General features: G+C 68.3%; 27 protein-coding genes. 16 read left to right on the forward strand and 11 right to left on the reverse strand.

What is annotated here, in order from left to right:
• The first annotated feature begins 219 nt into the window (after positions 1-219).
• Positions 220-1,710 (forward strand): CDP-glycerol glycerophosphotransferase family protein, encoded by a 1,491-nt coding sequence (locus IE248_RS30465; protein WP_229895625.1) that lies wholly within the window; start codon positions 220-222, stop codon positions 1,708-1,710.
• On the opposite strand, the gene IE248_RS30470 is transcribed toward IE248_RS30465, so the two are convergent.
• Positions 1,698-3,791 (reverse strand): NB-ARC domain-containing protein, encoded by a 2,094-nt coding sequence (locus IE248_RS30470; protein ID WP_190032281.1) that lies wholly within the window; start codon positions 3,789-3,791, stop codon positions 1,698-1,700. The genes IE248_RS30465 and IE248_RS30470 overlap by 13 nt on opposite strands.
• A gap of 158 nt (positions 3,792-3,949) precedes the next feature.
• Between IE248_RS30470 and IE248_RS30475 the strand changes: the two genes are divergently transcribed.
• Entirely contained in the window at positions 3,950-4,381 is a 432-nt protein-coding gene (locus IE248_RS30475; RefSeq protein WP_190032282.1) for a hypothetical protein, read from the forward strand.
• A gap of 753 nt (positions 4,382-5,134) precedes the next feature.
• On the opposite strand, the gene IE248_RS30480 is transcribed toward IE248_RS30475, so the two are convergent.
• Both IE248_RS30480 and IE248_RS37755 read right to left on the reverse strand, forming a co-directional pair.
• Entirely contained in the window at positions 5,135-5,488 is a 354-nt protein-coding gene (locus tag IE248_RS30480; RefSeq protein ID WP_190032283.1) for a PRC-barrel domain-containing protein, read from the reverse strand.
• A gap of 364 nt (positions 5,489-5,852) precedes the next feature.
• A complete protein-coding gene (locus tag IE248_RS37755; RefSeq protein WP_229895626.1) occupies positions 5,853-6,014 on the reverse strand; it encodes a hydrophobic protein in 162 nt (53 codons plus the stop codon).
• A 464-nt stretch (positions 6,015-6,478) separates the two neighbouring features.
• Here IE248_RS37755 and IE248_RS30485 point away from each other — a divergent pair, with 464 nt between their 5' ends.
• On the forward strand, positions 6,479-6,811 hold the full coding sequence (locus IE248_RS30485; protein ID WP_190032284.1) for a hypothetical protein: 333 nt from the start codon (positions 6,479-6,481) through the stop codon (positions 6,809-6,811).
• Between the two features lie 139 nt (positions 6,812-6,950).
• Here the strand turns inward: IE248_RS30485 and IE248_RS30490 are convergent, their stop codons facing one another.
• On the reverse strand, positions 6,951-7,385 hold the full coding sequence (locus IE248_RS30490; RefSeq protein ID WP_229895627.1) for a hypothetical protein: 435 nt from the start codon (positions 7,383-7,385) through the stop codon (positions 6,951-6,953).
• Between the two features lie 226 nt (positions 7,386-7,611).
• Between IE248_RS30490 and IE248_RS30495 the strand changes: the two genes are divergently transcribed.
• From IE248_RS30495 to IE248_RS30515, 5 genes are all read left to right on the forward strand, one after another.
• The gene (locus IE248_RS30495; RefSeq protein WP_190032285.1) at positions 7,612-8,226 is read left to right on the forward strand and encodes a flavodoxin family protein; all 615 of its coding nucleotides are present in this window, start codon (positions 7,612-7,614) and stop codon (positions 8,224-8,226) included.
• Positions 8,227-8,444: 218 nt separating this feature from the next.
• Complete coding sequence (locus IE248_RS30500; RefSeq protein ID WP_308438190.1) at positions 8,445-9,635, forward strand: cytochrome P450; 1,191 nt, start codon at positions 8,445-8,447, stop codon at positions 9,633-9,635.
• 138 nt (positions 9,636-9,773) lie between these two features.
• Positions 9,774-9,980, forward strand: coding sequence for a hypothetical protein (locus IE248_RS30505; protein WP_190032287.1), 207 nt, complete (start codon positions 9,774-9,776; stop codon positions 9,978-9,980).
• A 109-nt stretch (positions 9,981-10,089) separates the two neighbouring features.
• Positions 10,090-11,046, forward strand: a complete 957-nt coding sequence (locus IE248_RS30510; RefSeq protein ID WP_190032288.1) for a TIGR03557 family F420-dependent LLM class oxidoreductase — start codon at positions 10,090-10,092, stop codon at positions 11,044-11,046.
• A gap of 370 nt (positions 11,047-11,416) precedes the next feature.
• Positions 11,417-11,782 carry an STAS domain-containing protein gene (locus tag IE248_RS30515; protein WP_190032289.1) on the forward strand — a complete coding sequence of 122 codons (366 nt, stop codon included), beginning with the start codon at positions 11,417-11,419 and terminating at the stop codon, positions 11,780-11,782.
• A 112-nt stretch (positions 11,783-11,894) separates the two neighbouring features.
• On the opposite strand, the gene IE248_RS30520 is transcribed toward IE248_RS30515, so the two are convergent.
• The 4 genes from IE248_RS30520 to IE248_RS30535 form a co-directional block, all read right to left on the reverse strand.
• A complete protein-coding gene (locus tag IE248_RS30520; RefSeq protein WP_190032290.1) occupies positions 11,895-12,107 on the reverse strand; it encodes a hypothetical protein in 213 nt (70 codons plus the stop codon).
• A gap of 489 nt (positions 12,108-12,596) precedes the next feature.
• Positions 12,597-12,821: a DUF5133 domain-containing protein gene (locus IE248_RS30525; RefSeq protein WP_373301664.1), complete on the reverse strand. Its 225-nt coding sequence runs from the start codon at positions 12,819-12,821 to the stop codon at positions 12,597-12,599.
• A 263-nt stretch (positions 12,822-13,084) separates the two neighbouring features.
• The gene (locus IE248_RS30530; RefSeq protein ID WP_190032292.1) at positions 13,085-13,795 is read right to left on the reverse strand and encodes a hypothetical protein; all 711 of its coding nucleotides are present in this window, start codon (positions 13,793-13,795) and stop codon (positions 13,085-13,087) included.
• Between the two features lie 65 nt (positions 13,796-13,860).
• A protein-coding gene (locus IE248_RS30535; RefSeq protein ID WP_229895628.1) for an IS5 family transposase occupies positions 13,861-14,669 on the reverse strand; the annotation gives its coding sequence in 2 pieces (ribosomal slippage) (positions 13,861-14,319 and positions 14,322-14,669; 807 coding nt in all).
• A gap of 169 nt (positions 14,670-14,838) precedes the next feature.
• Between IE248_RS30535 and IE248_RS30540 the strand changes: the two genes are divergently transcribed.
• Positions 14,839-15,129 carry a hypothetical protein gene (locus IE248_RS30540; protein ID WP_190032294.1) on the forward strand — a complete coding sequence of 97 codons (291 nt, stop codon included), beginning with the start codon at positions 14,839-14,841 and terminating at the stop codon, positions 15,127-15,129.
• Between the two features lie 9 nt (positions 15,130-15,138).
• Here the strand turns inward: IE248_RS30540 and IE248_RS30545 are convergent, their stop codons facing one another.
• Positions 15,139-15,909 carry a transposase gene (locus tag IE248_RS30545; protein ID WP_190032295.1) on the reverse strand — a complete coding sequence of 257 codons (771 nt, stop codon included), beginning with the start codon at positions 15,907-15,909 and terminating at the stop codon, positions 15,139-15,141.
• Positions 15,910-16,092: 183 nt separating this feature from the next.
• Positions 16,093-17,019 carry a GntR family transcriptional regulator gene (locus tag IE248_RS30550; protein ID WP_190032296.1) on the reverse strand — a complete coding sequence of 309 codons (927 nt, stop codon included), beginning with the start codon at positions 17,017-17,019 and terminating at the stop codon, positions 16,093-16,095.
• Positions 17,020-17,146: 127 nt separating this feature from the next.
• Between IE248_RS30550 and IE248_RS30555 the strand changes: the two genes are divergently transcribed.
• The 4 genes from IE248_RS30555 to IE248_RS30570 all read left to right on the forward strand — a co-directional run bounded on the left by IE248_RS30555 (position 17,147) and on the right by IE248_RS30570 (position 22,309).
• Positions 17,147-18,346: an FAD-dependent monooxygenase gene (locus IE248_RS30555; RefSeq protein ID WP_190032297.1), complete on the forward strand. Its 1,200-nt coding sequence runs from the start codon at positions 17,147-17,149 to the stop codon at positions 18,344-18,346.
• Between the two features lie 953 nt (positions 18,347-19,299).
• Entirely contained in the window at positions 19,300-19,470 is a 171-nt protein-coding gene (locus IE248_RS30560) for a hypothetical protein (protein WP_086025356.1), read from the forward strand.
• Positions 19,471-20,137: 667 nt separating this feature from the next.
• The gene (locus IE248_RS30565) at positions 20,138-21,613 is read left to right on the forward strand and encodes a hypothetical protein (protein ID WP_190032298.1); all 1,476 of its coding nucleotides are present in this window, start codon (positions 20,138-20,140) and stop codon (positions 21,611-21,613) included.
• Between the two features lie 249 nt (positions 21,614-21,862).
• Positions 21,863-22,309, forward strand: a complete 447-nt coding sequence (locus IE248_RS30570) for a hypothetical protein (protein WP_100583966.1) — start codon at positions 21,863-21,865, stop codon at positions 22,307-22,309.
• A 232-nt stretch (positions 22,310-22,541) separates the two neighbouring features.
• Here IE248_RS30570 and IE248_RS30575 read toward each other — a convergent pair whose 3' ends face one another.
• Complete coding sequence (locus IE248_RS30575) at positions 22,542-22,952, reverse strand: hypothetical protein (RefSeq protein WP_190032299.1); 411 nt, start codon at positions 22,950-22,952, stop codon at positions 22,542-22,544.
• Between the two features lie 167 nt (positions 22,953-23,119).
• Between IE248_RS30575 and sigJ the strand changes: the two genes are divergently transcribed.
• The 3 genes from sigJ to IE248_RS30590 all read left to right on the forward strand — a co-directional run bounded on the left by sigJ (position 23,120) and on the right by IE248_RS30590 (position 25,361).
• Entirely contained in the window at positions 23,120-24,082 is a 963-nt protein-coding gene (sigJ, locus tag IE248_RS30580) for an RNA polymerase sigma factor SigJ (protein WP_190032300.1), read from the forward strand.
• Between the two features lie 350 nt (positions 24,083-24,432).
• On the forward strand, positions 24,433-24,993 hold the full coding sequence (locus IE248_RS30585) for an RNA polymerase sigma factor (RefSeq protein WP_190032301.1): 561 nt from the start codon (positions 24,433-24,435) through the stop codon (positions 24,991-24,993).
• Positions 24,993-25,361 carry a hypothetical protein gene (locus IE248_RS30590; protein WP_190032302.1) on the forward strand — a complete coding sequence of 123 codons (369 nt, stop codon included), beginning with the start codon at positions 24,993-24,995 and terminating at the stop codon, positions 25,359-25,361. Before IE248_RS30585 ends, IE248_RS30590 begins: the two co-directional genes overlap by 1 nt.
• Positions 25,362-25,496: the final 135 nt, after the last annotated feature.

The raw sequence follows: 25,496 nt of genomic DNA on the forward strand, positions 1-25,496 counted from the left end.
GGCAGCGGGCAGCGGGCAGCGGGCAGCGGGCAGCGGGCAGCGGGCAGCGGGCAGCGGGCAGCGGGCAGCGGGCAGCGGGCAGTACTCGTCGCGGTTCGCTCGGCGGGTGCCTTGCACCGCCTCCTCGACGTCCTGCCGGCCTTCACTGGAGACCGCCGGATCACCACACGGTTCACGCTGGCCCCGGGCTCAGATTTCGACATCGACGCCCTCGCGGCCTTGGAGCGCGCCGATGTGCGCACACTGCTCTGGGATGAGGCTCTTCGGGTCAAGCATGACCTGATCTTGGCCGCGAGCCCGAAAGGCGCGCTCCGGCTGCTGCCAGGACCTCGGGTGCTGTTGCCGCACGGAGCCGGATTCAACAAGACGGTCACCAACGACGGCTCGACGAGTATCCCGTCCGGCCTCGACCCCTACTACCTGATGGCTGAGGGCGAGCCCCTGGCCGACCTGCATGCCTTGGCACACGAGGAACAGGTGAACCGTCTGGCACGGCACAGTCCTGTGACCGCCTGCCGTTCCGCCGTGATCGGTGATCCCACCCTGGACCGGATCCTCGTCTCAGTCCCCCACCGGGCGCAATACCGTGCAGCCCTCGGCACGGGGCCGCGCAGGCTCGTTGTTCTCGCCTCTACGTGGGGCCCCGAGTCCCTTCTGTCCCGCCGCCCCGAGCTGCCGGCCGACCTCAGCCGGACCCTGCCTCACGACTCCTTCCAAGTCGCCCTGGTTCTCCACCCCAACGTGTACAGCAGTACGGGAAGGTTCGACCTGGCCCGATGGCTCGACCCAGCCCTTGAGGCGGGCCTCGTCCTCTCCCGCCCCTACGAGGAGTGGGCCACGCTCATGGTCGCCGCTGATGCCGTGGTTACCGACCATGGTTCCACCGCCCTGTACGCCGCGGCCCTTGGCCACCCGATCATCAACGCGTACGACGGCGGCGTCGAGTTGATCCCCGACAGCCCGATGGCCCGTCTGCTGGCCGCCACCCCCCGGCTTCCGACACCCGCGGACCTTCCGGACGTCCTGCACACAGCCCTCACGGTGGACATCCGCAGCCACGCTACTGCCGCGTTCGCCGAGCATGGCCAAGCCCTCACGTTGCTGCGGCAGCACCTTTACCGGTTGCTCCGCCTCCGCCCGCCCTCAGGCCCGCTTGAGGCGCGGGCGTTCTCCCCGTCGTCCACGACGCCCAGGCAGCCGCGGGCCTTCACCGTACGGGCCGAGGTGTCGGGGGAGAGCATCTCCGTGGCGCGCTTCCCCGTACTTACGCAGGAACCTGTGCACCATTTGGCGGCCGAGTATCCGTCAGCCGGGCCCCGTGCCGTGCAGAGCGCGGCCGTCCTATGGTCCCCGACGGGTAAGCAGTCCTTCCACCGCCCGCATGCAACCGTCTGGACGGCCGCCGGGTGGACAGCCCACGTCATGGAGGAGGCACCGCGCTGCCGGACGGCGGTCGCCGTGCTGACGCGCCGTCGATGCCTGCTCAGGCACCGTACGGCCGGCCTGCTCAGCATGCACCTGGAACCCCACCAGCAGGCCGGGACAGTCTCCTACGCGGACCCCGGGGCCGTGGCGTCTGCCGTGCACGCTTGGCTCGGCGGCCATCCCATGCCCGCCCTGCCTGTGTCGCTGCTCTGCGACACAGGCCCGGTGACCGTCCGCGTGGGTCTCGCCCCGGCGACGAGCGACGATCTCGACTACGAGCTCTGAGCGTCGCCGGTCGCTGCCCCACACTCGGCCGCGATGCGCCGTGCGGCCGTGCGGTGTGTCTCGGCCGTGTCCGCTTCACCGGACATGTCCGCCAGTTCGGCCAGCTCTTCCAGGATCCGGACCTCATCCGTCTGGGAACCTCGCCTGCGCGCACCCTCAAGTGCGGCCATCACCAGGAGGTGAGCTTCCTCCGGGCATCCGGTCAGCCTCAGCGCCCGGCCGAGCTCGAAACCCGTCCGTGCCATCATGCGCTCCCGCTCCTGGCCCTTGGCCGCCTGGTGAGCTTCACGTAGCAATTCGACCGCTTCCTGGTGCTGCCCGCCGCGCAGCGCGGTCCGGCCCAGGAGGTAGGTCTGCAGCAGCACCCCGTACGCGTTGCCGATCTCCGTGTGGATCGCCTTCGACGCCTCGAAGTCCACCGCCGCACCGGCCACGTCCCCAGTCTCGGCCTTCAGAAGCCCCTGGAACTCGGTCACCGAGGCCTTCAGCTTCCGTTCCGCAACCGACTCGCCCAGCGACGCGGAGGTGGCCAGGGCGTGCCGCAGGCATTCGGCTGCTTCCTCGTACTGCCCCTGCTCCCACAATGGGCGGGCCAGCTGGCACCTCATCCGTACCATCGCCGGCAGATTCTCCGTGCGGTCGGCGGCATCGACACCCGTACGGAACGCGTCCGTGATGTCCGCATAGTGGGGGTGGTCAAGGAAGTGGGTCCACAGCGGCTCACACAACGCCCACGCGTCCTCGTACAAGCCGTCCTCGAACGCCAGCCGGACACAGCGGTACAGGGCGTGCCGTTGGGCTTCCAGCCACCGGAGCGCTCCCTGCTTGCCGTCGAACTCGATGTCCGCAACGCCGGTGCCCGCAGGTTCCGGGATTTCCGCGAACGTCATACGCGAACCGGCTGCCAGCAGATCCGCGCGGGCCGCCTGACGCCTGGTCCAGATGATCAGTGCCCGCCGCGCCCCCGCCCGCTCCGCCCCGTCCGGATCCTCCCCCCGTGCCCGACGTTCGGCATGGCCACGCAGAAGTCCATGCATACGCCAGCCCTTCGCCTGGCCTTCAAGCAGGCCAGCACGCTCCAGCTCCTCCAGCGCATCGCCCGCAGCAGCAAGATCGCAGCCCAGCATGGCGGCAACGGCCGGTTCCTCGATGCGCGGCCCCGGAAACTGGGACAGCAGGCGGTAGAGGCGTCCGGCCTCCGGGTCCAGAGCGGCGTATGCGGCGTCCCACACGGCTTCAACCATGGGAATACCCTTCCCGTGCAACTCAGCCGTCAGTTCCGCGACCAGCCGGGACAAGCTTCGTCTGCGGTACTTGCGCACCCACTGCCCGGCGACCTGAAGCGCCGCCGGCAGTCCCCCACAGCCCTGGGCCAGATCGCGGGCCGCGTCCGGCTCTGCCACTAGCCGGGGATCGTCCACCAGGCGGCCCAGCAGCCGCACAGCGTCGTCCGGCGCGAGGGGGCCCAGCAGTACCTCAACGGTGGCGGTGCCCTCAAGGTCGTACAGAGCTCCCTGGCTGGTGACAATCACCAGGCTGCGATCCGACGCCGGGAGGAGAGACATCACCTCGGTTCCGAAGCGTGCGTTGTCGACGACCACGATCATCTGCTTGTCCCTGGTCCGGGACCACAGTTGCTTCGTCCGACCGCTGAGGGACTTCTCCAGCCACTCGGGCGACATGCCCATGCCCGTCAAGAGTTCCCCGACAGCATCGGCGACTTCCACCACACCGTCTCGGCGCAGATCGTCAAGGTCGACGCAGAGCACGCCGTCGGGGTACCTATCGGCAAGCCCGCGAGCCACCCGATACCCGAGCGCCGTCTTCCCGATGCCACCGATACCGGTCAGTGCGACAACCAAGGGCCCACAGCGCACCGGATGCCCCTGAACCGCACGGGAGATGATGTCCTGTTCTCGGTGCCTGTTCTCGAACCAAGCCGACTCAGGAGGGAGTTGGAAGGGGGCGGACTGGACCCTGGCTTCCGCACCATGCCAGTGCTGGTGAAGCTCCCCAATGCGTCCGGCCTGAACAACAGCCTCCGCACGTCCGTCAAGCCTGTTCCACGTCTCCTCAGCCATGCGGCAACAGTATTGGGTCACGAGCTACCTGACGATGCATCGACATCAGCCAACAGAGCGTGACGGATGTCCGGATCTCGGCTCCCGGAACCGCTTCCAGGAGGTCAAACCCCCACCTAAGGTTAAGCGGACCCGTCACCGACCGAGGGAGTCTCCACATGGATCCGATCACCGCAGCCGCCCTCGCCGCGCTGGCCGGCAGCCTCGGCAGCGAAGCCGGACGCCAGACATGGCAAGCGCTCACCACCCTGGTACGCCGCCCGTTCGCTCGCGCCACCGCACAGGACGGCACGATGCCCCAGATCAGCTCCGGCGAACTGGAAGCCGCCTCCCTCGCGGGGGACCCGGCCGACCCGATGCGCGCCCAAGCACTCGCCACCGCCCTCGGCGTACGAGCCGCCCTGGACGGAGAGTTCCGCGAGCTCCTGGACCAGTGGTGGCAGCAGGCGCAGTCCGCCCCCTCCGCGGGCAACGTGTACAACAACATCGGCGGCAACGTCGAAAGTGGCGCCAACGTGGTCCAGAGCCGAGACGTCTCCAGCCTCACCTTCAACATGACACGACCCTCGGCAGCCCCCGACAGGAACTGACCTGCAAGGTCGCCAGGACGCGAAATAGCCGGCGCCGCTCCCGCTGTCGGGCAAGGCGATCCGCATACAGGACCTGACGCGGGGAGAGGAAGTGGCCACGCCCTTCCCCGAGGAGGCGCGAGCGGCGGAAGAACCAGGTAATTGAGCACCATGACAGTACCCAAAGCGTCGTAGGGCCTCGTATATCGCAGGTAGCAGCAACATTTGACGACTGAGGCCCATACGCACCCGTCGTGTCAAGGCGTGTCGGCGCGACGCCGAACACGTCCGTGGGGCTCGTGACCTTGATTGGCTCCTCAGCACCGGCCTGGGGAGGGCTGGTGGCGGGTGCGCTACGACTGCCTCGCCACCCGGGTCTACAGGTGCCTGCGGCATCGATGCCATCTGCGGTGGGAAAGAGGTCTCGGGCCTGGGTGAGGTCCAGGACCCGCCCCAGCCGGGGCGGCACGGGGCCGGCCAAGGCCAGGCGGCAGGCGCGCAGCAGAATTAGCATCAGGTTGAGCATGGTCGAGTCGGCGAAGGTCAACCGGCTGCCGTCGAGTACGATCCGCCGTATACCGGCACAGGTTGACCCCTGTCGCCTTCGCCAAACCCCCAGATCCGGTGATACGAGCTGTCACCATGACGCTCGCCTCGCCGTTCCCATGACGGCCTTCCCGCTGCCGAGGTGAACGATGGACCGGGATGCCGCAGAGGCGGGGGCGGCAACCAGTGGGTTGCCGCCCCCGCCTCGCACGTCCGTCCCCGCTCGGGTCACAGAGGATGCGGCCCGTCGTAGTAGCCGCCGACCTGGCGGTGGTAGTCCGCGTTGCCGAGGTGCTTGTCCTTGTCGAACTCGGGAGCGTTCTTGATCTGCTCCTTCGTCCGGTCCACGAAGACCTTCTCGTCGCTCGCGTCGATCCGGCTAATCGTGCCCGCGGGGAGCAGGACTTCCTTGCCGAAGATCCACGGACCGGTGTCGACCACGATGTAGGAAGACCCGACCTCGTCGGAGTGCTTGTCGACCTTGCCGATAGAACCGTCCGTCGCCTCGACCTTGTATCCCGTCAGATCGGCGCCGGCCAGACGGCCGGACGTCTCACGGTAACCCCATACATTCTCAGTCATGCGAAAACTACTCCTCAGGTCAACAGGAGGGCAGAAGGAAATGAACTCCCCGCCGGTCCTCCCTTTGCGTACGGCACACACGACAGAATCCCGTTCCATCGCGACCATCACATGCCTCGGATTTTCTACCGCACACCCTCGGTCACAGTCGGACCGAGACGGCCGTCGATCTTTGGAGGTCAGCAGATCCCCTACTGCGTCACGACGACCGCCCCGGCACTATCACCTTTACCCTCGATATCCGTTTTCATCCAGTAACGCAAAATCGCAGTCCACGCACGCCGACATGGCGGTGGCCCGCCTCCCCGACCAGGGGAGGCGGGCCACCGACACACCACATCTGAACTGCGCCGCTACGGAGCGACTACCAGCGGTACCATCGGCCGCTCCCACTCTTCGGGCGAGCGACGAATCCGATCAGCCACAGCACGAGGACCGCGATCGCGACCCACCAGAGAATCTTCACCGCGAAACCCGCACCGAAGAGGATCAGAACCAGCAGAAGAACAAGAAGCAGGGGAACCATGTTTATCAACCTCCGAAACATCGCGTGCCCGACAAGTGCCCGGCCATGCGTGCGAACTTCAACCCCTACGTCCGCCGGTGATCTGAGAGCCCCATCACGACTGCGGCCGGTGACTCTGACCTTTCGAGGCAGAAGCGTTGGCGACATCTTCAAGAAAGGAAGCTTGTGGTGAGCAGCCACCGATCAACCGATGCGAAAGTCAACCCCATACCCAGGGACCGGCCCGACCAGCAGGCGGCCGGACCGGACCAGTTGGACATCGAGACGATGGTCGCCCACGCACACGGCAGGTCCGACGAACGAAGGCCGACGCACAGCTCCGCCAGGAAAGACCCCGCCTGATCACCTGACGTGTGCGTGCTCTCAGCCTGGAGGCAGTCAGGCCGGCGGCTGGCCGGGATCGGAAGCAAACCTGCGGGGCTGAGCGAAGCGGACTGGACTGGTCCTGCCTCTACAGTTCGGCCGTGGACGATCAAGACGAATTCCTGGCAGCGGTACGCGGCGTGCTCCATCAGGCCGGCTTCGACGAGAGCGCCGTGGGAACGGAAGGCGTCCATGTGATCCAGCACGCCCGCGGTGTCATGGTCGGCTGGATGCCCGAAGATCTCAGGACGCTTCCCTCCCGACGGCGCGGAGCGCGCCGTAACCGTTCCAGCGAGCACCCTGGCCTGCCCGGCCTGCGCCGCGCCTTCGGGCTCGCACTCGCAGCAGCATTCCGGGCCGCCGAATTCACCGTTGAAACCCGCGGAGACGAGTGGCTGCTCGTGATCAACCCAACGCACAAGCCCAGCCTCTGACGGAACCCGATCGCTCGAAGGCACGCGACCGACGCGACCGACGTAGCGCCCATTCACCCGCCCGGCCGGAGGCGGGCTCACCCCGGCCGGGAACACCGCGGCCTGCGGTCCCTGCTTCCCCCCTGCGGTCAGGGGACGGTCAAGCCTGGACGCGTAGGTGGTGGCACACCTCATTGCCGTCGAGGATGCGCGATCGGCGCAGGAGGTCGCGGGAGCCGCGCAGGTTCAGGGGGCTGTGCCAGGTGAGGCCCGGGTGCCATGCCCTCAGGTGGGACAGGGCTCGGGTGTCCAGGCCTGTACCGAGGAAGCGCGGGTCGATGTCGACTGCAGCGATCACGGCCTCGGCGCAGGTGAGGCACATCCGATAGTGGATCTCCCCGACGACCTTACGGACGTGGACGAGGAGCAGGACCTCATCGCCGGTGCCAGTGTCCCCGGGGATACGCGAGGAAAGCAGCTCGACGTGCTGGTAGGCGAGGATCCGGCGGCGCAGGCGGCGGAGTATCCCTCCCCCGCCCGCGTGCCGGCCCGCGCTCGCCGGGGGCGCCTCGCGGGGCTGAGTGGGACGGAACAAGGTGCTCGTGGAACGTGCATGATGTCCGTGCATGCCGCACGCGTACCCCCGCGCCGACGGCACATGCTCCTGTCCGGGCGCCTCCCGCCCTCGCAAGGGCCTGGTCATGCTTCCCCGCCACCCTTCTCAGGCCGGTGGGTAGCGCCCGGACCTGGCGACACGTCTGAAAGGACCAATTCAGAGCTGGGCTGATATCAGACTTGGGGGACGGGGTAGCCGGGCGTACATGAACAACACACCCCTGCGGGCTGTCGCCCTCGTCTGCACCCTGTCCCCGTCCCCGGAGCCGTCCAGCTCTCAGCTACTGGCCGAACAGACGATGGCCGCGCTCGCCGAACACGGAGTCACGGGCAAGACCATCCGGATCGCCGACCACGACGTGAAGACCGGAATCAGCACCGACCTGGGCGACGGCGACGCCTGGCCCGAGATCCGTGACACGATCCTCGGCGCCGACATCCTCATCCTGTCGACACCGATCTGGCTCGGACACCCCTCCAGCATCGCCCAGAAGGTCCTGGAGCGGCTCAACGCGGAGATCTCCGAAACAGACGACGAAGGCCGCATGCTCACCTACGGCAAGGTCGCCGCGGTCTGCGTCGTCGGCAACGAGGACGGCGCCCACAAGGTCAGCGCCGATCTCTACCAGGGCCTCAACGACGCCGGGTTCTCCCTCGCCCCCAACGCCGTCACCTACTGGGTCGGCGAAGCAATGCAGCACACCGACTACCAGGACCTCGACAAAACCCCCGAGAAGACCGCCACCACCACCAAGACCCTCGCCGCCACCACCGCCCACCTCGCCCGCCAGCTCAAGGCCAGCCCCTACCCGCCTAGCTGACCGACCAGCACAGTATGGGGCGGACGTCAGTCGGGGTCCGGCGTGCCCCTCCCGCCTCCTCCCCCGCGCCGCCACCCGGGACTCGGAAGCGAACCCGGAACCCCTGAGAGTGAATGTCGGGGGCGCCGCGGGTGACGGCGAACGAGCGGGCGCGTGTCCCGGGCAGCGCAGGGTACCCGCACGCCATGCCCCCCTTCCATGACAGCACGCTCAGTCTCTTGACCCACGGCTACGCCTGGCTGCCGAACCGGATGCGTACCTCGCCCGACGGCACGGTCAAGACCCGTTTGCTCGGACGGCCGACGGTCGCCATGCGCGGCCCGGAGGCCGTTGGCTTCTTCTACGACGAAGGCCACGTTCTGCGGGCCGCGGCCCTCCCCGACCCCGTTCTCGACACCCTCTTCGGCCAGGGCGCCCTGCACACGCTCGACGGCGACGCGCACCTGGCCCGCAAAGAGATGTTCCTCGCCCTCCTCAAGGACGAGACGGGCATCGCCGCGCTCGGTGAGCATGTCGGACGGCGCTGGCGCGAGGCCGCGGCCGGTTGGAAGCAGGACCGGGTGGTGCTCTTCGACGAGACCGGCCAGGTTCTGGCCCGGGCCGTCTGCGGCTGGGTCGGTCTCCAGCTCTCCGACGCCGAGAGCACCGAGATGGCACGCGACTGCACCGCCATGGTTGACGGGTTCGCCACTCCCGGCCCCAGGCACCTGCGGGCTCGCCGCGCCCGCGCCCGCCAGGAGAAGGCCCTCGCCGCCGTCATCTCCGGGATCCGCGAGAAACCGGGGTCAGACACCGAGCGGTCCGCTCTGGAGGCGGTGGCCCGGCACCGGGACGCGGACGGCAACCTGCTGGACGCAAACACCGCTGCCGTGGAACTCCTGAACATCATCCGACCCACCGTCGCGATCGCCTGGTTCGCCACGTTCGCCGCCCACGCACTGCACCGCTGGCCCCAGCACCGCGAGCTGCTGCGCGCAGACCCCGAGAAGACCTACGCCCGGGCGTTCGCCCACGAGGTACGCCGTTTCTATCCCTTCGCCCCCTTCGTGGGCGGCCTCGCAGCGAACGACCTGACCTGGCGAGGCCAGGACATCGCGAAAGGCTCGCTGATCCTGCTCGACCTGTACGGGCAGAACCACGACCCCGCCGTGTGGGAACACCCCTACCGCTTCTACCCCCACCGGTTCACCCGCGCCGGCCGGCTACCCGACAACCTGGTCCCCCAGGGCGGCGGCGATCCGGCCCGCGGCCACCGCTGCCCGGGCGAGGACATCACCATCGCCACGCTGGCTACCCTCGCCACCGAACTCGCCCACCTCGACTACGAAGTCCCCGACCAGGACCTGACCATCCCCCTGTCCCGCATGCCGACGGCTCCCCGCAGCGGCTTCGTACTCACCTGCCCGTAATACCCCGGCCGCCCCGCGGGGCAGACATCAGAAAAGCCGCGATAGGGGCAAAATCGGCTCTCGCGGGTAAGAGCCCCTGGACAGGCATTCACGCGGGCCACACGAGGGATGGACATGACAGGCAAGAACACAGAGGGCATGAGCCAAGCCGTATACCGGAAGGCCGCGCTCATCACCGATCAGTTGACCGGCACGGCCACCCCGACCAGTGAGGCCACCAACGGGGTAACGCCGACACGCGCCGCCCTGGCGCAACTGATGCTCCGCCGCAGTGCTCCACTCCTCGCGGCCACCGCGCTGGCCGCCCTGATGTGGCGGACCAATAGACAACGGACAGCCCGGTAGGACCACCTCTTCATACCCGCTCGGCACGCCGGCTACGGGACTCGGGACCCGGCCCCCGGGCACTCGCCGGCCGGGGCCTTTGATCGTCGTTCTTGGAGGCACGAAACACATGACGTCGTTCGGATACTTCCTGTCCTGCGAGGAATTCACCCCAGCCGAGCTCCTGGAGCAAGCGCGCAAAGCCTCCGACGCAGGCTTCACCCGGCTGGCCATCTCCGACCACTTCCACCCCTGGAACGACGAACAGGGCAACAGCCCCCTGGTCTGGTCGATGATCGGGGCCTTGTCCCAGACCGTGGACCTGCCGGTTACCACCCTGGTCACCTGCCCCACCATGCGTCTGCACCCGGCCGTCACCGCCCAGGCCGCTGCCACATCGAGCGAGCTTCTGGCGGGCCGCTTCGCCCTCGGAGTGGGAACCGGCGAAGCCCTGAACGAGCACATCCTCGGGGACCGGTGGCCCTCATTCGACGAACGCGCTGACATGCTGGAGGAAGCCGTCGAGGTGATGAGGAAGCTCTTCACCGGGGGTCAGGTCAGCCACCACGGCCCGCACTACACGGTGGACAACGCCCGCCTGTACACCACACCGCACGGCCGGCTCCCCGTTCACGTCTCCGGCTTCGGGCCGAAATCCGCGGAACTCGCGGGCCGCATCGGCGACGGCTTCATCACCATGGGCCCCGACCAGGACGCCATCAGCCGCTTCCGGGACGCCGGCGGCGAGGGAAAGCCGGTGATCGGCGGCCTGAAGGTGTGCTGGGACAACGACCGGGAGAAGGCCGTCGAGACCGTGCACCGGCTGTGGCCCAACGAGCAGCTGCCCGGCGAACTGGCCCAGACCCTTCCGACCCCGGCCCACTTCGAACAGGCCAGCCAGCTCGTCACTCGCGAACAGGTGTCCGCCAACGTGCCGTGCGGCGACGATATCGAGGAACACATGACGGCCGTACGTGCCTACCTGGACGCAGGCTTCGACGAGGTCTACATCGGCCAGATCGGCCCCGGCCAGGACGCCTTCTTCACCGCCTGCCGCGACAAGCTCCTCCCCGCCCTCAGTGGATGAGACCGACCATTCCCACAACCCCGAACAGGCAGGCCCGATGGGGAGAAACGCACTCGCAGCACGCCATCGCCCGCTCTGCTGTACTCCCTGACAGTAACGCCGGCGCCTGGCCGCTTCGGGGTGGTGTGGGGCGCCGGCGGCCGGGCCGGGGATCTGACGGGAAGACGCCGCACAAGGTTGGTGCGACACGCCCTTCTTCGCCTCCCAGTATGGTCTCGTCGGAACGGCAACCCGGGGGCGGGGTTGATCACCCGTTGCTCCCCGCTCCCGTCGGCGTCCCGACTGACCGTCAAGGAACACGCATGCCGGCCCGGGCCTCGGGCATCCGCACGATACCCAGCCGATGTGCTCGTGAAGACAAGGAGTGTCCGTGCTGCCCTTCAACGTGACCGAGAACGGTGTCCTGATCATCCGCTTGCGAGCCGACCTGGACATCGCAGGCCGGGCCGCGGCCGCCTGGGCGATCGACGGCTACCTCGCCGCCCACCGGTCCGCACCCGTCATGCTGGAACTCTCGGACGCGCCGCTGAGTACGGCCGCGGTGAGCACCGTCGTACGGACCCACCGCATGTGCCGCACCGCAGGTGGGCAGCTGGCCGTCGTCGCGAGGGGCGCCGAAACGCGCCGGACGCTGGAGGCGCAGACGGAGGCCGAAGGGCTGGTCATCCAGCCCACCCGCTCCCTGGCCGCCACCGCGCTCTCGGATGCCTCGGCCCCGGTCGCCACCGCAGCGTAAAGGCCGCCACGCCGCCCCGTCGGGGCCTATCGCCGCCCAACGGCCCGCGCGCCCGCAAGCGCTCGCCGCAAATGGCAGAGCCCCTCAGGGGCTCTGCCATTGCGTGGTTCGGCTACGTGGACGGCTTCTTGCCCTTCCCGCTCCCCTTGCCCCGCTGGACGGTGCGGCGCTGGGCATCGGGGCTGGGGCTCAGGGCATCACCGGCCTCGCCGTCCTTCGTGCCGGAAGCGATGGCCTCCTCGGCTTCCCGCCGGGCAGCGCGATCGCCACTCTCGCCCGGCGCCTCGGAAGGCGGAGTCGGCTTGCGGGATTGCTTCTCTGTCATCGTCGTGCCTTTCGTTCAGTGGACTGGTGGCGCATAGAGCGTTCTGGCCACGGGGCCCGCATCAGACGCCGACCGCACGCGTACCCCGCCACCGATGCCCGCACACGATGGAGCCGCCGACTGATCGGCGTTTCCCCACCCCCACGCCACTCGGACGGTGCACTCAGCCCGGTCCGCAACCGCGTTGCACCAGAAGCATTCTGAGCTAGCTCAAGAAAATCCTCGCGCGGGCGTTTGCGGGGTCACACGGGTGAACAGCGGAGTCCGCAGCTCTTACGGGAGGGTCTCCGCCCGGAGCCTGGGCCGCATGCCCCCGAGGTGTGGACCAGGCCACCCGGCGCACCTCTGCCGTACGGGATCCACACGGCACCCCGGGCACCACCGCCCCGGCCTCCTCCCCGGCCGGGCACCTACCGGAACCCGGGCAGGCCCCCGGCCACAGCGCTCAGACCGCTGCCGCCGGGCAGACAGATCCCTACGGCAGCGCGATCAGTGGGAGTCGAGTACAGAGTCGTCGAGAGCGCCCGTGCCGGGTAGGTGGTGCCGGGCGGCCATCAGCGCGGCGTGCACGTCCGCCGTACCCGTGGCCACGCATAGAGCATGCGCGACGTCCCGGATCTCCTTGCGTACGGGCGAGGCCTCGTCTGCGGCGTCAAGTACGGACAGGGCCCAGTAGCGGTCGACAAGGCCGGGGAGCACAGCCGGGTGAGCCATCAACATGGGAATTGCCTTCCGCCAACCGATCCGTCAAGTGGACGCCGCCTACCCCGCCGATCACAGTTGAATCCGATCACGACCGAGATCTGGGGGCACCGCATGGGAGCGCCGCGAGCCGGGCTCCCGGGCACAGGCCCTTAGACGTCGTTTCTTATGGCGTGATTGATCGCTGAGCCGCGCATGGCCAGCAGGCTGGTCTGCAAGTAATCGTCTGCACCTCTGGGAGTGGGTGAAGCCTGCCGCTCACCCACAGTGCCGAGCTACGCCCGCCTGTCCAGCACGGAGAGCTCCGTGCCGCAGTCGGTGCAGACGGCCTGTCCCAACATGTATGGCAGCCCGTGTGCCACGACTCTCTGGCCATCTGCCAGGGCCCGGCGGTACAGCTGCTGTACCGCACCGCCCGCTTGGGCGGGGTCGATCGGACGCAAGGGCGACCTCTGCGCTTTCGGGTTCGCATAGTCCTCGCTGGACGCGAAGTGGCCTTCCTCTCCGAAGACGATGGTCAGCATCACTCCGCAGTAGGGGCAGTCGACTTCATGCTCACCCTCCGCAAGGTTCTCCAGATTCCGGTCCCAGACCTCGGCGCCCTGGAACGCCATCCATGACTGGAGCAGGAAGACGTAGTCCACTGCGGTCATGGGTGTGGTGAGTGTTTCCTCTGTCAGACGGCAGAACGCGGCCGCTTCCCGGGTTCTCATCTGAGCTGCCTCGGGTGAAGAACGGGCGCACCGCGTGATCGCTCCCGCCAGGTAGAGCACGTCCAGTCGTTCGCCGGCCGCTCGTCCGGCTGCGATCCCAAGAAGGCGGGGCAGGGCGGCGAAGCTTGCGGAGAAGGCCGTGTCGTACATCGGGCAGAGCCGGTCAACCAGCTCCGTTGAGACAGATTCGGGGTCCGCCTCGTACCGGTCAAGCACGTCGGGCACCCCTTCCGCTGAACCGTATGCGTCGCTGAGCCTGGGCCAATCCGTCATGCCCGGCATTCAAGCATCGCCCGTCCAGTCCGAGGCAGCAGGGGCCTATAACAGCAGGTTTCGCTCTACTTGGTGAGGCGGCGGTGACAGATCAGGGTCGCGGCTATGCCGACGAAGGCAAGGAAGTGCTCAGGTTTGCGCTCGTAGCGGCGGTGGAGTCGGCGACAGCCGGCGAGCCAGGACACGGTCCTCTCGACGACCCATCGGTGGCGGCCAAGCCGCTGCGAGGACTCGAGCCCCTTGCGGGCGATGCGGTGGCGGATGCCGCGCTTGCGGAGCCATCGGCGCAGATGGTCGTAGTCGTAGCCCTTGTCGGCGTGCAGTTTCCCTGGGCGACGACGGCGAGGTCCGCGGCGGGAACGAATGGGCGGGATGCCCCGCACAAGCGGCTCAAGGCCCTGACTGTCGTGCATGTTGGCGCCGGAGATGCCGAGCGACAGCGGCAGTCCGTTCCGGTCCGTGATCAGGTGGATCTTTGAGCCCATTTTGCCGCGGTCGGTCGGATTCGGTCCCGTCAGTGGCCCCCTTTTGCAGCCCGCAGACTGACCGAGTCGATCGCGCACCGCGACCAGTCCAGCTCGCCGTAGGCTCCGAGCTCGTCGAGGACGACACGGTGGAGCCTCGCCCAGACGCGGGCCCGGCTCCACTGGGCGAAGCGTCGGTAGACCGTCTGCCAGCTCGGGCCGAACACGGGCGGAAGCTGCCGCCACGTGCAGCCCGAGGTCGCCACGAAGATGATCGCCGCCAAGGCCTCGCGGTCACCGGCCCGTCGCCGACCCCCGCCCTGAGGACGTATCACCTCGGTCGGCGGGACTACCCGCCGGAACAACACCCACAACTCGTCCGGCACCAGTCGCTCAACCAGATTCGCCATGCACTGATCAACGAAGGATCAAGCCATAAGAAACGAAGTCTAAGAGCTGTCCCGCAATCGGCCTGCAGGGCGTGGGCTGTGAAGGTGGCGGTGGCAGCGTGGGCGGATACTGTGGACCGGTCATCGGGGTAACGGTCTTGGGGGACGAGTGGGACGCAGCAGGCTGCCTGTGGAGAATGCAGGCAAGGGCGACTTCTGTCTCTTCATCGAGCCGTACGGTGAGGACTTCTATCTGCGGCCCGGGGAGGTCTTCACGGTCACGCCTGAAGCCGAGGGGATCGATGTCTGGTTCTCTACCCTCGTCTGGGAGGGAGGCATGACGGTGTGGCCTTATGAGGACGGCGACCCGACCAAGATTGTCCTGGAGTACACAGTGACTGACGCCAACGGAACGCGGCTGGAGTGCGGTCATCAGAGGCCCCCGAAGCCTGCTGACCCTGACGTGGCCGAGCTGGGTTGACCCGCTCGGTCACTGGGTTAGGGCAATATTCTGCAGCTGGGCGATACCCAGCACGGCAAGGTGGACGCCGTCACCTCTGAGTCGGCAGTCACGGAGGATCTTCCACGTTTTCATACGTGCGAAGACGTGGTCCACGCGGGCTCGGACCTGCTTGTGAGACCTGTTGTGCTCTTCCTTCCAGGGCGTGAGTTCAGCCTGGCCGCGCTCGCGGCGATGGGGGATCACGAGGCCAGTCCCTGGATAGCCGCCATCGGCAATCGTGACTGTGTCACCGACGGCGGCCTTGGCGCCAGACTCCTCCCAGGCCTTGCAGTCGTTGCGGTTTCCAGGCAGCGGCTGGCCGACAATCACAACCCGGCGGGTGTCCGCGTCGATGACCACCTGGTGGTTGGTGGAGTAGCGGTAGTTCTTGGATCGCTGGGCGAGGGTGTGATCGCGAGTGGGCACGAGCGTGCCATCCACGATGAGAACAGTGCCCTTGCGGAAGCGTTGCCGCTGGATCAATGCCAGGCGCGGCCCCAGGTCATCGACTACGCGGTCGACCGTGGACTTCGAAACGCCGAACGAGGGCGCCAGCTGTCGCATCGTCAGGTTGGTCCGCCAGTACGCAACGACCAGCAGCACGCGGTCCTCGAAGCAAAGCGTCCAAGGGCGTCCCGGGCGCGCTTCATGCGCACCTCGACGGCGTAGAGCAGTGACCAGCTTGCTGAACTGCCGAGGGGTGAGACCGCTGAACGGACGTATCCAGGACAGCTCAGACGCAGTGATCACAACAGTCACGGGGTGATCGTCCCACCCATGAACACCGTTACGGGACAGCCCTTAGGCAGGGCGTTTATCCGTTGGACCTTCTGGACGGCCTTCAGCTTCTCGACGAAAGCCGTGGAGAGGCGTCCCGTTGAACGGCAGGGCGTTTCGGCGGGCGTGCTGCCAGGGCTGGCAGAGGTCGGATCGTCGTAGCGGTCAGTTCGGCGGTGTGGTGATGCGGAGGGCAAGTCCGTCCAGCAGGGCTGTGAGGCCGTACTGGAGGAGGGATTCGGGGGTGAGAGCGGAATCCGCTCTCGCCTCGGCGAATGCCGGGAAGGCTCCGCCGTCCACCAGCGCCGCCAGCCGCGTCTCCTGGGCACGCATCCACTCCTGACCGCTGACCCCGCTGGTGCGCGCCGCGTCGGACTCCGGCTCCAGATCGACGGCGTGGCCGCGGACGTATCCGAACAGGGTGACGGCGGCGTGCATCCGGGTGTCGTCGTCCAGGCCGAGTCCTGCCAGGGCGGCGAGGGCCCAGTCGATGTGGCGGATGCCGTTGGGGATCAGCAGCGGCCGGCTGAGGTTCATGGCCCCGGCCAGCCAGGGGTGGGCCCGGTAGAGCCGCCATTGCAGGGCCGCCGAGAGTTCCAGCCGTTCCCGCCAGTGCGGCGGCGGCCGCTCGGGCAGGGCATGTTCCCCGAAGGCCGCGTCGGCCATCAGCGCGACGAGCTGTTCCTTGGTGGTGACGTGCCGGTACAGGGACATCGCCGAGACCCCCAGTTCCGCGGCGAGCCGGCGCATGGTCAGGGCCGTCAGCCCTTCCGCGTCCGCGATCGCCACGGCAGCGCGGACGATCCGCCCTCGCTGCGCGCTGTCGTCCTCGGCGGCGGTGGCGGGGCGGCGGCCCCGGCTGGTGGCTGGCCGGGCCGCGACCAGTGTCCCGACTCCCGGTACGGCCCGTACGAGGCCCTCCTGCCCGAGTGTGGCCAGAGCCTTGCTCGCGGTCGCCATGGCGACCCCCCACCGCTGAGTGATGGCCCGTGTCGAGGGCACCCGGTCCCCGGGCCGCAGTTCCCCGCGCTCGATGCGCCCGCGCAGCTCGGCCGCAATCCGCGCGTACGGCGCCTGCGTCCGCTCCGTCATCCCACCCTCCCCAGTGCACTAGTACGGACGAACCGTAGTGCACTAGCTCGGTTTGCTCAACTCGCCTGTTCCATCGGGCATTTCCCGTCTGTACGTTGTACACATCACCCCGAGAGAGGCAGGGAAAATGAACGAGAACAAGACCCAGACCAAGACCCAGACCAAGAACCAGACCAAGAACCAGACCGTGCTGATCTCCGGCGGCAGCGTCGCGGGCCCCGCCCTCGCGTACTGGCTGCACCGCCACGGCTTCACCCCCACCATCGTCGAGCGGGCACCGCAGCTGCGCGACGGCGGCTACGCGGTCGACTTCCGCGGTGAAGCCCTGGACGTCCTCGACCGCATGGGCCTGCTGGAGGAAATCCGCGCGCTGGACACCGAGATGGGCGATGCGGCCCTGGTGGATGCCGACGGCCGCCAGTACGCCACCCTGCCGGCCGCGGTGTTCGCCGGGGACCTGGAAGTCCTCAAGGGCGACCTGACCCGGATGCTGTACGAGGCCACCCGCGAGGACGTCGAGTACGTCTTCGGCGACTCCATCACCCACCTCCAGCAGGACGCGGACGGCGTGCTCGTCACCTTCGAGCACGCAGCACCCCGCCGCTTCGACCTGGTGGTCGGCGCCGACGGCCTCCACTCCAAGACCCGCGCGCTCGCCTTCGGCCCGGAGGAGGAGTTCGTCCGCCACCTCGGCATCTACACGGCGATCTTCAACCTCGGCAACTACCTGGGCCTGGAGAACACCGGCCGTCTGTACACCGCCCCCGGCAAGGCCGCCAACATCTTCACGGCCCGCGCGAACACCGAGGCCCGGGCGGCCTTCCACTTCGCAGCCGAGCACCTGGAGAACGACCGGCGCGACACGGCGGCGCAGAAGCGGATCGTCGCCGAGCGGTTCGCGGGCGAGGGCTGGGAGGTGCCGCGCCTGCTGGAGGAGATGGACGCCGCGCAGGAGTTCTTCTTCGACTCCAACGCCCAGGTCGAGATGGACACCTGGTCCGCCGGCCGCGTCGTCCTCCTCGGCGATGCGGGCTACTGCGCCGGCCCCACCTCCGGCCGGGGCACCTCGCAGGCGCTGATCGGCGCGTACCTGCTGGCCGGGGAGCTCGCTGCCCGCGGCGGCGACCACAAGGCGGCCTTCGCGGTGTACGAGGAGCAGATGCGGCCTTACGTGGCCGAACACCAGGTGCTGGGCCGCGAGGGCGCCGAGCGGTTCTTCCTGCCCGCGCCCACCCAGGAGTTCCTCGACATGCTGGCCGCGAACGCCCCCGAGAACACCCGCACCGAACCGGTCCGCCTACCCGACTACACCCCCGCCGCCGCCTGACCGCGGTGCAGCGTCCCAACCAGTCCGAACTCCAGCCGAGTCCGTTGTGCAACAGCCGTCCTGTCGGCGGTCAGTACGACTGGGCAGTCGTCACGCTTGTGACCTCGGGCTGTGCAGGTTGGCTTCGTCACCCACGGCCGTTGCCGCGCAGGACGCAGCCCGCGCGGAGCTGCCCGCGGCCCTGCCGCGGTTCGGGCCCCGCCTGGAGACGTGCCGTGGGCTGATGCTCACCCGCTCCGGCGACACCGCCGCCGGCACCACCCCGGCCCGCGCTGGACGCCCTCCCGCCGGAAAAGTACTCGCTGACCCTGCGGCTACTCATGGCAGAAGTCGAGCAGTCCGGAGCCTCTGCTCCGAGCCGGGCGGCTCCTGCCCAACCCGAACCAGGTAGCACCCCGATCGCTGCGGCCGCCATTGGCGCCCTGGGGATCGGCGGGTGGATCGCTGATTTGGTCGGCAGATGAGCCTTGGCCGCACTGCGGCGTCCCGGACCGGGAGTCCACTTCCGGGATCCCAGCGTCGGCGATGCTGGCGGTGGTGCAGGTGCACCGGGACGCACCGGGTGGCTGGTGGCCCGAGGGCAAGGACGTGTTTCAGCTCCTGTGGTGCCCCAACGTGCACTGGGATCCTCCGGCTCCGCAGGCCGATGTCAGCTCGGTCGCCGAAATCTGCTGGCGGAACAGCGCCGACGGGCACACGAATACTTGGTTCGCCCCGTTGCCCGTCCGCCAGGAGGACGCCGGCCACGGCTACACCCCGGTACCGTGCACGCTCACCCCGGCAGGTCGTGCCGTCTGGTGCAGGTTGTTGTTCCACGTGACACCGACGCCCGACTGCCGGCGGCTGCCCTTTCTGGCCTGGCCGCCGAGGGGGTGGCCGCGGCCAGTCTTTCTGCGGGCTTGCGACGGTGTTGCGGGGGCATACGGGCAGCATCCTTCGAGAGGAGCTTGTCCATGCTTGGTATAGGTGCCGCGGTACTCTTCTTCATCGCGTTCTTGATCAACGCGGCGGAGATCGGGACTAACGATGTGTTCTCCTCCACGAACGTGACGCTGCTCGGCCTGATGGTCCTGGCCTTGCACGTTGCAGGTATCGGGGCCAGCCGGGTCTCCAGGCGACGCTGAACCCTAGTGCCGGGTGGTGCGGGTGATCGATGTACCGTCACTGCCCGGCACGCATGTCCACCCGGCCACCATCGTCTCTGGCCGGCTTGGCCCGCGTCAGCGTGCCGTAGGACTGGGGGCGAAGCCGGAGTTACCCATGGGGGAGCGCAGCGAAGCCATTATCACCGGCCTGAAGCCCTGACAGCTGGCGTTGTGCTCTGCACGGCAGGTTTTTCCGGTGTCCGAGGGTTGGTCTGAGTCGGACGTATGCGATTCGCCCACGGCTGCGGTGGGGGCTCTTGCTCCTCGGCGTGCTCATCGCCTCAGGCGGGTTCACTGCCGGCACTCTCTAGTAACCGCGATCCGTCGCGAACACGGCGTTCTGGATCATGATGGGCGGCGGCCGCCTCGTGAGCCATTCCTTCTTCGTCCTCATGACGCCGCTCGTCCGAAAGCCGTTCCTCGGCCCGAACAGTCCGGAGCGAAGCGCAGGACCCCCCTGCCCGAAGGGCGGGCTCTGGCTCGGCAAAGCCGAGCCCCGCCGACCGCTGATCTGCTGAAGGGCCGGGCCCCTCAGCGGCCCGGCCGACGCCCGTGCCTCTCCTCGCGGTTTCCGCCACCTCCCGGAGATCAGTCGAACGCAGCAGCACGGCGTGCAGACGGTGGGCGGGACGCCGAGGGTGGTGCCATGGGCATACGGGCATGGGTGGTCGTCGAGCCGCCTGACCGGCGCGGTCTGCGCAGGATCACCATCCACGGCAAGGTGGTGGGCAGCGCCTGGTCCCTCCGTGAGTTGCGCAAGGTACTCGGCCGCCTCGGCTACCCCGAGGACATGGACCTCGACGACCGCTCGCGCGTCTACTGGCGCGGCGGCGACAGCAGCGTCTGGCCCGACGACAGAGGCTGGAGACGTCGTGTGGTCATCGCCCTCATGCTGGCGGGGCTGCTCGGCTCGATGGCTCTGCACGTCGGTATCGGATGGGCGGACGCCATCGGAGCGCTGACCTTCGCACAACGTCTGGTCGGTGTTCTGTTCCTGCTGGCAGGCGCGGTTCAGGGCGCCGCGTTGCCCGCGGTCGTTGACTACTGGGGCCGTCGGCAGGTGAGGTTGTCCGGAGCGCTGGTCCTCCTCGGTGTGCTCATGACGCTGGCCACCACCACCCTTCTCCTCTTCCTGTGGCTGCGGGAACGCGAACTCATAGCCGCTGTCCTGCTTTTTCTCGCTTTGTGGTGCTGGTCGCTGTGGGCCCTGCGCAACCTGATCCGCGAAAAGGTGTGGAGAGGTATACCGCACCCCAGAAAGTTCGCGGCAGGGGTTACCGTCACGGCGCTCATGACGGCTATCAGCCTAGGATATTCGAGTATCTACAAGCCCATTGCCGCGCCCTATCACTTCATCCTGAAAGCAGAATTCGGTATACCGTGGACGGATGCCGATTCTCCCTATGTTCACGTCCCCCTCAAGTTGTACGCGAAGAACGACGGAGGCATTCCGGTCTACATCGTTGTCGATGATTACACGGTCTGGGGGCATGTGTCCGAGTTCTCTGCGTCAGGCGAGGGGATGAAGGAATGGAACGGTGAGGGGAGCGACTCGGGGAGTTCGCAGGCAGAGGCCTTCAAGAGCAAGGAAATGCTGGAGAATATCGCATCCGGGCAGTTCCAAGGACCTGGGTCGACACTGGACTCCGGCGAAGAATTCTCGATGGAGAAAGTCGTCACCATCCCCAAGGGCACCAGGTATGAGACGCTGGACGCCGTTCTTCAGTTCGCCATCCTGAGGCAGGACCGCGGGAAGCTTGACGACAAATTCTACAGCAGCAGACGCTCCTGGGTTCAGTCCGAAGGGAGGTACTACTGCCAGCCCGACGTCTGCGGTAAGCACGTCATATATCACGGCAGAGTGCGCTACAACAACAACCTGATCAACGTGACCCGCAAGCCGCGGTATGTGGCGACTTTCTGGTCGCCGGAAGAGGAGCCGCAGGTCTTCATCTCGTCATTCAACTTCAAGAAAAAGAAGACCAGCGAGCCGATCTACGGCATATATGAAGCCCTGGACGAGAACGAAGTGGAGAAAGAGGCACACAGGTACGGCCTCAGCTGGGTCTCCGTCAACTCGGAAGTGTCCGTCAAGGGACTGCTGAAGCAGGCGCAACACTGAGTCGCGCAACCCGCGCGCGAAGACAGGCACTCTAGCCCGCCCGCCGAACCAGCCGCTCCGGCTCCTGCCGTCCGCCCGGCGCCCTACGGCCCGGCCGCCGTCCTTGACAGCGGCGGCCCCGGGGGCGGGCGACGGCTGCGTGAAGGGATGCGGCCGGCGGCCGGGCCGCTCGGGCGACCCGGCGCCTTCCGGGGGACACCGCAGGGAATTCGGCTTGCCCGCGGGAGCCAGACCCTGTCACATACAGCCATGAGCAGAATGGCGCAGGTCCTCGTGCTGGCCCGGTATGAGGACGACGTGATGGAGCCGCTGACGCGGTACGACGAGTCGCGCACGTGGCGCGGCCGGTTCGAGCGGATCCCCGGCTGGTTCGTCGGCGGGTGGTACATCGAGTTCTTCCGGGAGAGGCAACGCGTCGGGATTCTGAAGGACCTGGAGGCGCTGCCGTGGAATCAGCCGGAGTGTGTGCAGGTCATGCTCCACGACGAGGACGACGACTGCTTCGGGCTGTGGATGTTCCGTGAGGGGAAGCTGGTGGAGCTGCCGCTACAGGGCACCGAGCGCTTCCACCAGCCGGCCCCGCCCACCCAGGAGTACGCGCCGAGCCCAGGTTCCCTGTTCCGCACGGACGTCGGGCACACGTGGCTGCCCGAACACACCCCGGAGGAACTCCGGGACCCGCGCCCGGCCTGGTAAGGCACCTGCACCGGCGTTCGTCTGCGCGGGCGCGTCCACGGCGTGCCGGCCGAGCTGCTCACCGACAACGGCGGGCAGTTCACCCGGCAAGGTTCACCAAGCCCCGGCCCGGCGAGGTGTTCTCCTACGGGTCTGCCGTGGGAACGGCATCACAGCCAAGCCGGGCAAGCCCGGCCTCGGCCGCCTGCCGGAGGCCGGCCAGGTCCGGGCATGATCACACGGGAGTCCGGCGTCACGCCGCGCGCTGCTGCCGGCCGCTGCCGATGACGGCGGTGAACAGGACACGGCCCAGGTCCAGCACGCTGAGGCCGAACATCAGCACGCCCAGCGGGACGTGAAGGGCCGGTTGGTGCGCTATGCCCAGCACCACCTGCACCGAGGCGAGGACGAGGAATCCCGACGCGTACAGGATCGGGCGGGGCGAGCCGCCGCCCCGCCGCCACGCCAGGATCGCGGCGAGCACGTACAGCATCGTCGCGCCGTACATCACGCGCGCTCCGACACCGTGCACCGTCTCGCCGTAGGACGTGGACAGCAGCAGTCCGGCACTGACCGCCTGGGCGAAGAGGGTCAGGGTCTGCAGGGCGATCGCGACCTGCGTGAAGGTGGTGGTACGGGGCGCTGCCGTCGTCTGCGTGGCCATGATGGGGTCCCCTCTTCCGCCTCGTGGCGGTGGATCAGTAGTGTCTCGCCAGTCCGACGACGCAGGCCGGCGAAATGTGAGGTCATGCGCCGTCCCACAGTTCGCGGCCGTGTTTCGTCGAGGGGGCGGGAGCGACGGCGGGCGAGAACGACCAGGGGGTCCCGATCATGAACAGCCTGTCCGAGTCAGGGAACGAGGGCGTCCGGTCCGGTCCGGAGCTGAGCGTGGTCGTGGGGGAGCGGCGCCAGCTGATCAACCTCGCCTACCGGCTGCTCGGTTCGCTCGCCGATGCCGAGGACGCCGTGCAGGAGACGTACTCCCGCTGGTACGCGATGTCGCGCAAGCAGCAGGAGGCCATCGAGTCGCCCGGCGCGTGGCTGACGACGGTGGCCAGCCGTGTCTGCCTGGACGTGCTCGGCTCGGCGCGGGCGCGGCGCGAGCGCTACGTCGGTACGTGGATACCCGAGCCGCTGCCTGACCGTTCGGAGCGGGTCGTCGGGCGGGCGGACGACGACGGAACCGGGTCGGCCGACTCGGCTGACCCGGCCGACCGGATCACCCTGGACGAGTCGGTGAGCATGGCCTTCCTCGTCGTCCTGGAGTCCATGACGCCTGCCGAGCGCGTGGCGTTCATCCTCCACGACGTCTTCCGCTACCCCTTCGCCGAGGTCGCCGAGATCGTCGGCCGGAGCCCCGCCGCGTGCCGGCAGTTGGCATCGTCGGGCCGCCGGCGCATCCGAGCCGAGCGCGCCACGGCGGCTCCGGCGGGAGGCCCCGCCGGACAGGCGGGCCTGGTGCGGAACTTCAAAGAGGCGTGGGAGAACAAGGACATCGAGGCCCTCGTCGGTCTCCTCGACCCCGGGGCCATCATGACGGCCGACGGCGGTGGCATGGTCGGCACCGTCCTGCACCCGGTCGAAGGCGCCGAGGACATCGCTGCGTACCTGATCCACATCGCCGGCAAGGCGCCGGGGCTGACGCTCGCGGAGCGGACGGTCAACGGCCGCCCCGGCTTGGTCGCCCTGTACGGGGGCGCCGCCGTGACCGTGGCCGCGATCGACCTCACGGACGGCCGGGTCAGCCGCATCTGGGCGGTCCGCAACCCGGAGAAGCTCGGTGCGTGGACCTAGGCCGGACAGAACCGGGTAGCGCTTCGTGAGCCGGGAAGTTCGCTTCCCGTACCTGCGACCGTAACTCTTCACAGTGCAGCGCGCGGCTCTCCTCCCGCTTCCCGACTGCTTCATCTGCCCCAACCGGGAAGGCTGGTGAGGGATGTCCGGTACGCACCTTGGCGCCGGTATCAGTCGTCCGAAACCCCGTGTTCGTGAATCCTTTCGGGCGGCTGGCGCCTCTTATGACCGTCCGGCAGAGTGCCGGGGCGGAAGGGGAGAAGCCATGGTCGTTGGAATCGCGGTCGCCGTCGGGGCGGTTTTGCTCTGTGCCTGCACGGTCGTCGTACTGCGGAAGTGGGGTCGCGGGCGTGGCTGATCTGAGGTGGCCCGGCGATCAGCTCGTCTTGGCGGCGCAGCGCGGTGACATCGACTCGCTCGCCGCGCTCGTCGCCGGCTCGTACCCGAATGTGCAGCGGTTCGCGCACTCTCTCTGTGCCACACCGCAGGACGCCGAGGACGCGGCGCAGGAAGCGCTGATCATCCTCTACCGGAAGATCGGGATGCTGCGGGCGTCCGGCGCCTTGGCGTCATGGATGTTCCGCATCGTCCGCAACGAGTGTCTCCGGCGCGCGCGAACGATGCTCCGCAATCCCCCTCCGCCGCGGGACACCACCGCCGTGGAGTCTGCCGAGGAGGAGGTGTTGCGGCGGCTGGAGGCGGAGCGGGTGGCCGCCGCCGTCGCCGCGCTGCCCGAGGACCAGCGGCGTGTGCTCGTCATGCGGGACCTCCAGGGGTACAGCGGCCGGATGACGGCCGACGCGCTGGGCCTCAGTACGGCGGCGATGAAGTCACGACTGCACCGGGCCCGGGCGACGGTCCGCTCCCTGCTGTCCGCAACGGTCCCCGTGGGCTCCGGACTGGAGGGCTGATGAGTGGGAAGGACGGGGGAACGGGGCCCGACTTCTCCAGCTCCTCGCTGCCCCGCCACCTCGCTCGCGGTGCGGTGGGGTTCGGTGGCCTGATCGCCTCGATCGCGCTGGTTCCGAGCCTCGGACCGCTGGCCCTGTTGTTGCCGATCGGCGTGCTTGCGCTGCGGGGCTGCCCGATGTGCTGGACGATCGGACTGTTGCAGACGCTCTCCCGTGGCCGCCTGCGACGTTCCTGCGAGGGCGGGACCTGCGAGCTGTCGGTCGCGCCCCGACCGACGGGTCGTCACCCGGCGGCGCGGTCCCGGCCGGCCGCCGGCCCGGTCAGCTGGCTGGGTGCGAAGGGCCAGTCGTCGAGGGTGGGGGAGTAGAGGGCGGAATCGCGTGGACACCCCCAGAGCTCGGTTTTCGAACGCCGGGAGCCGGGCCCTGCGCGCTGGGGAGAAATCCCCCAGCCTTTGTGCCGCGCCGCGCCTACCTAGCCCGCGCTGGGCGGGCTTCCTACG

The organism is Streptomyces goshikiensis (assembly GCF_014650555.1).
In the GTDB taxonomy this organism is placed as follows: Bacteria; Actinomycetota; Actinomycetes; order Streptomycetales; family Streptomycetaceae; genus Streptomyces; species Streptomyces goshikiensis.

Coding starts and splice junctions, on each gene's coding strand:
- IE248_RS30565 (WP_190032298.1), top strand. CDS start 20,138: ATGGGCATACGGGCATGGGTGGTCGTCGAGCCGCCTGACCGGCGCGGT.
- IE248_RS37755 (WP_229895626.1), bottom strand. CDS start 6,014: ATGGTTCCCCTGCTTCTTGTTCTTCTGCTGGTTCTGATCCTCTTCGGT.
- IE248_RS30555 (WP_190032297.1), top strand. CDS start 17,147: ATGAACGAGAACAAGACCCAGACCAAGACCCAGACCAAGAACCAGACC.
- IE248_RS30505 (WP_190032287.1), top strand. CDS start 9,774: ATGAGCCAAGCCGTATACCGGAAGGCCGCGCTCATCACCGATCAGTTG.
- IE248_RS30480 (WP_190032283.1), bottom strand. CDS start 5,488: ATGACTGAGAATGTATGGGGTTACCGTGAGACGTCCGGCCGTCTGGCC.
- IE248_RS30520 (WP_190032290.1), bottom strand. CDS start 12,107: ATGACAGAGAAGCAATCCCGCAAGCCGACTCCGCCTTCCGAGGCGCCG.
- IE248_RS30525 (WP_373301664.1), bottom strand. CDS start 12,821: ATGGCTCACCCGGCTGTGCTCCCCGGCCTTGTCGACCGCTACTGGGCC.
- IE248_RS30495 (WP_190032285.1), top strand. CDS start 7,612: ATGAACAACACACCCCTGCGGGCTGTCGCCCTCGTCTGCACCCTGTCC.
- sigJ (WP_190032300.1), top strand. CDS start 23,120: ATGAACAGCCTGTCCGAGTCAGGGAACGAGGGCGTCCGGTCCGGTCCG.
- IE248_RS30570 (WP_100583966.1), top strand. CDS start 21,863: ATGAGCAGAATGGCGCAGGTCCTCGTGCTGGCCCGGTATGAGGACGAC.
- IE248_RS30530 (WP_190032292.1), bottom strand. CDS start 13,795: ATGACGGATTGGCCCAGGCTCAGCGACGCATACGGTTCAGCGGAAGGG.
- IE248_RS30575 (WP_190032299.1), bottom strand. CDS start 22,952: ATGGCCACGCAGACGACGGCAGCGCCCCGTACCACCACCTTCACGCAG.
- IE248_RS30560 (WP_086025356.1), top strand. CDS start 19,300: ATGCTTGGTATAGGTGCCGCGGTACTCTTCTTCATCGCGTTCTTGATC.
- IE248_RS30510 (WP_190032288.1), top strand. CDS start 10,090: ATGACGTCGTTCGGATACTTCCTGTCCTGCGAGGAATTCACCCCAGCC.
- IE248_RS30470 (WP_190032281.1), bottom strand. CDS start 3,791: ATGGCTGAGGAGACGTGGAACAGGCTTGACGGACGTGCGGAGGCTGTT.
- IE248_RS30550 (WP_190032296.1), bottom strand. CDS start 17,019: ATGACGGAGCGGACGCAGGCGCCGTACGCGCGGATTGCGGCCGAGCTG.
- IE248_RS30590 (WP_190032302.1), top strand. CDS start 24,993: ATGAGTGGGAAGGACGGGGGAACGGGGCCCGACTTCTCCAGCTCCTCG.
- IE248_RS30475 (WP_190032282.1), top strand. CDS start 3,950: ATGGATCCGATCACCGCAGCCGCCCTCGCCGCGCTGGCCGGCAGCCTC.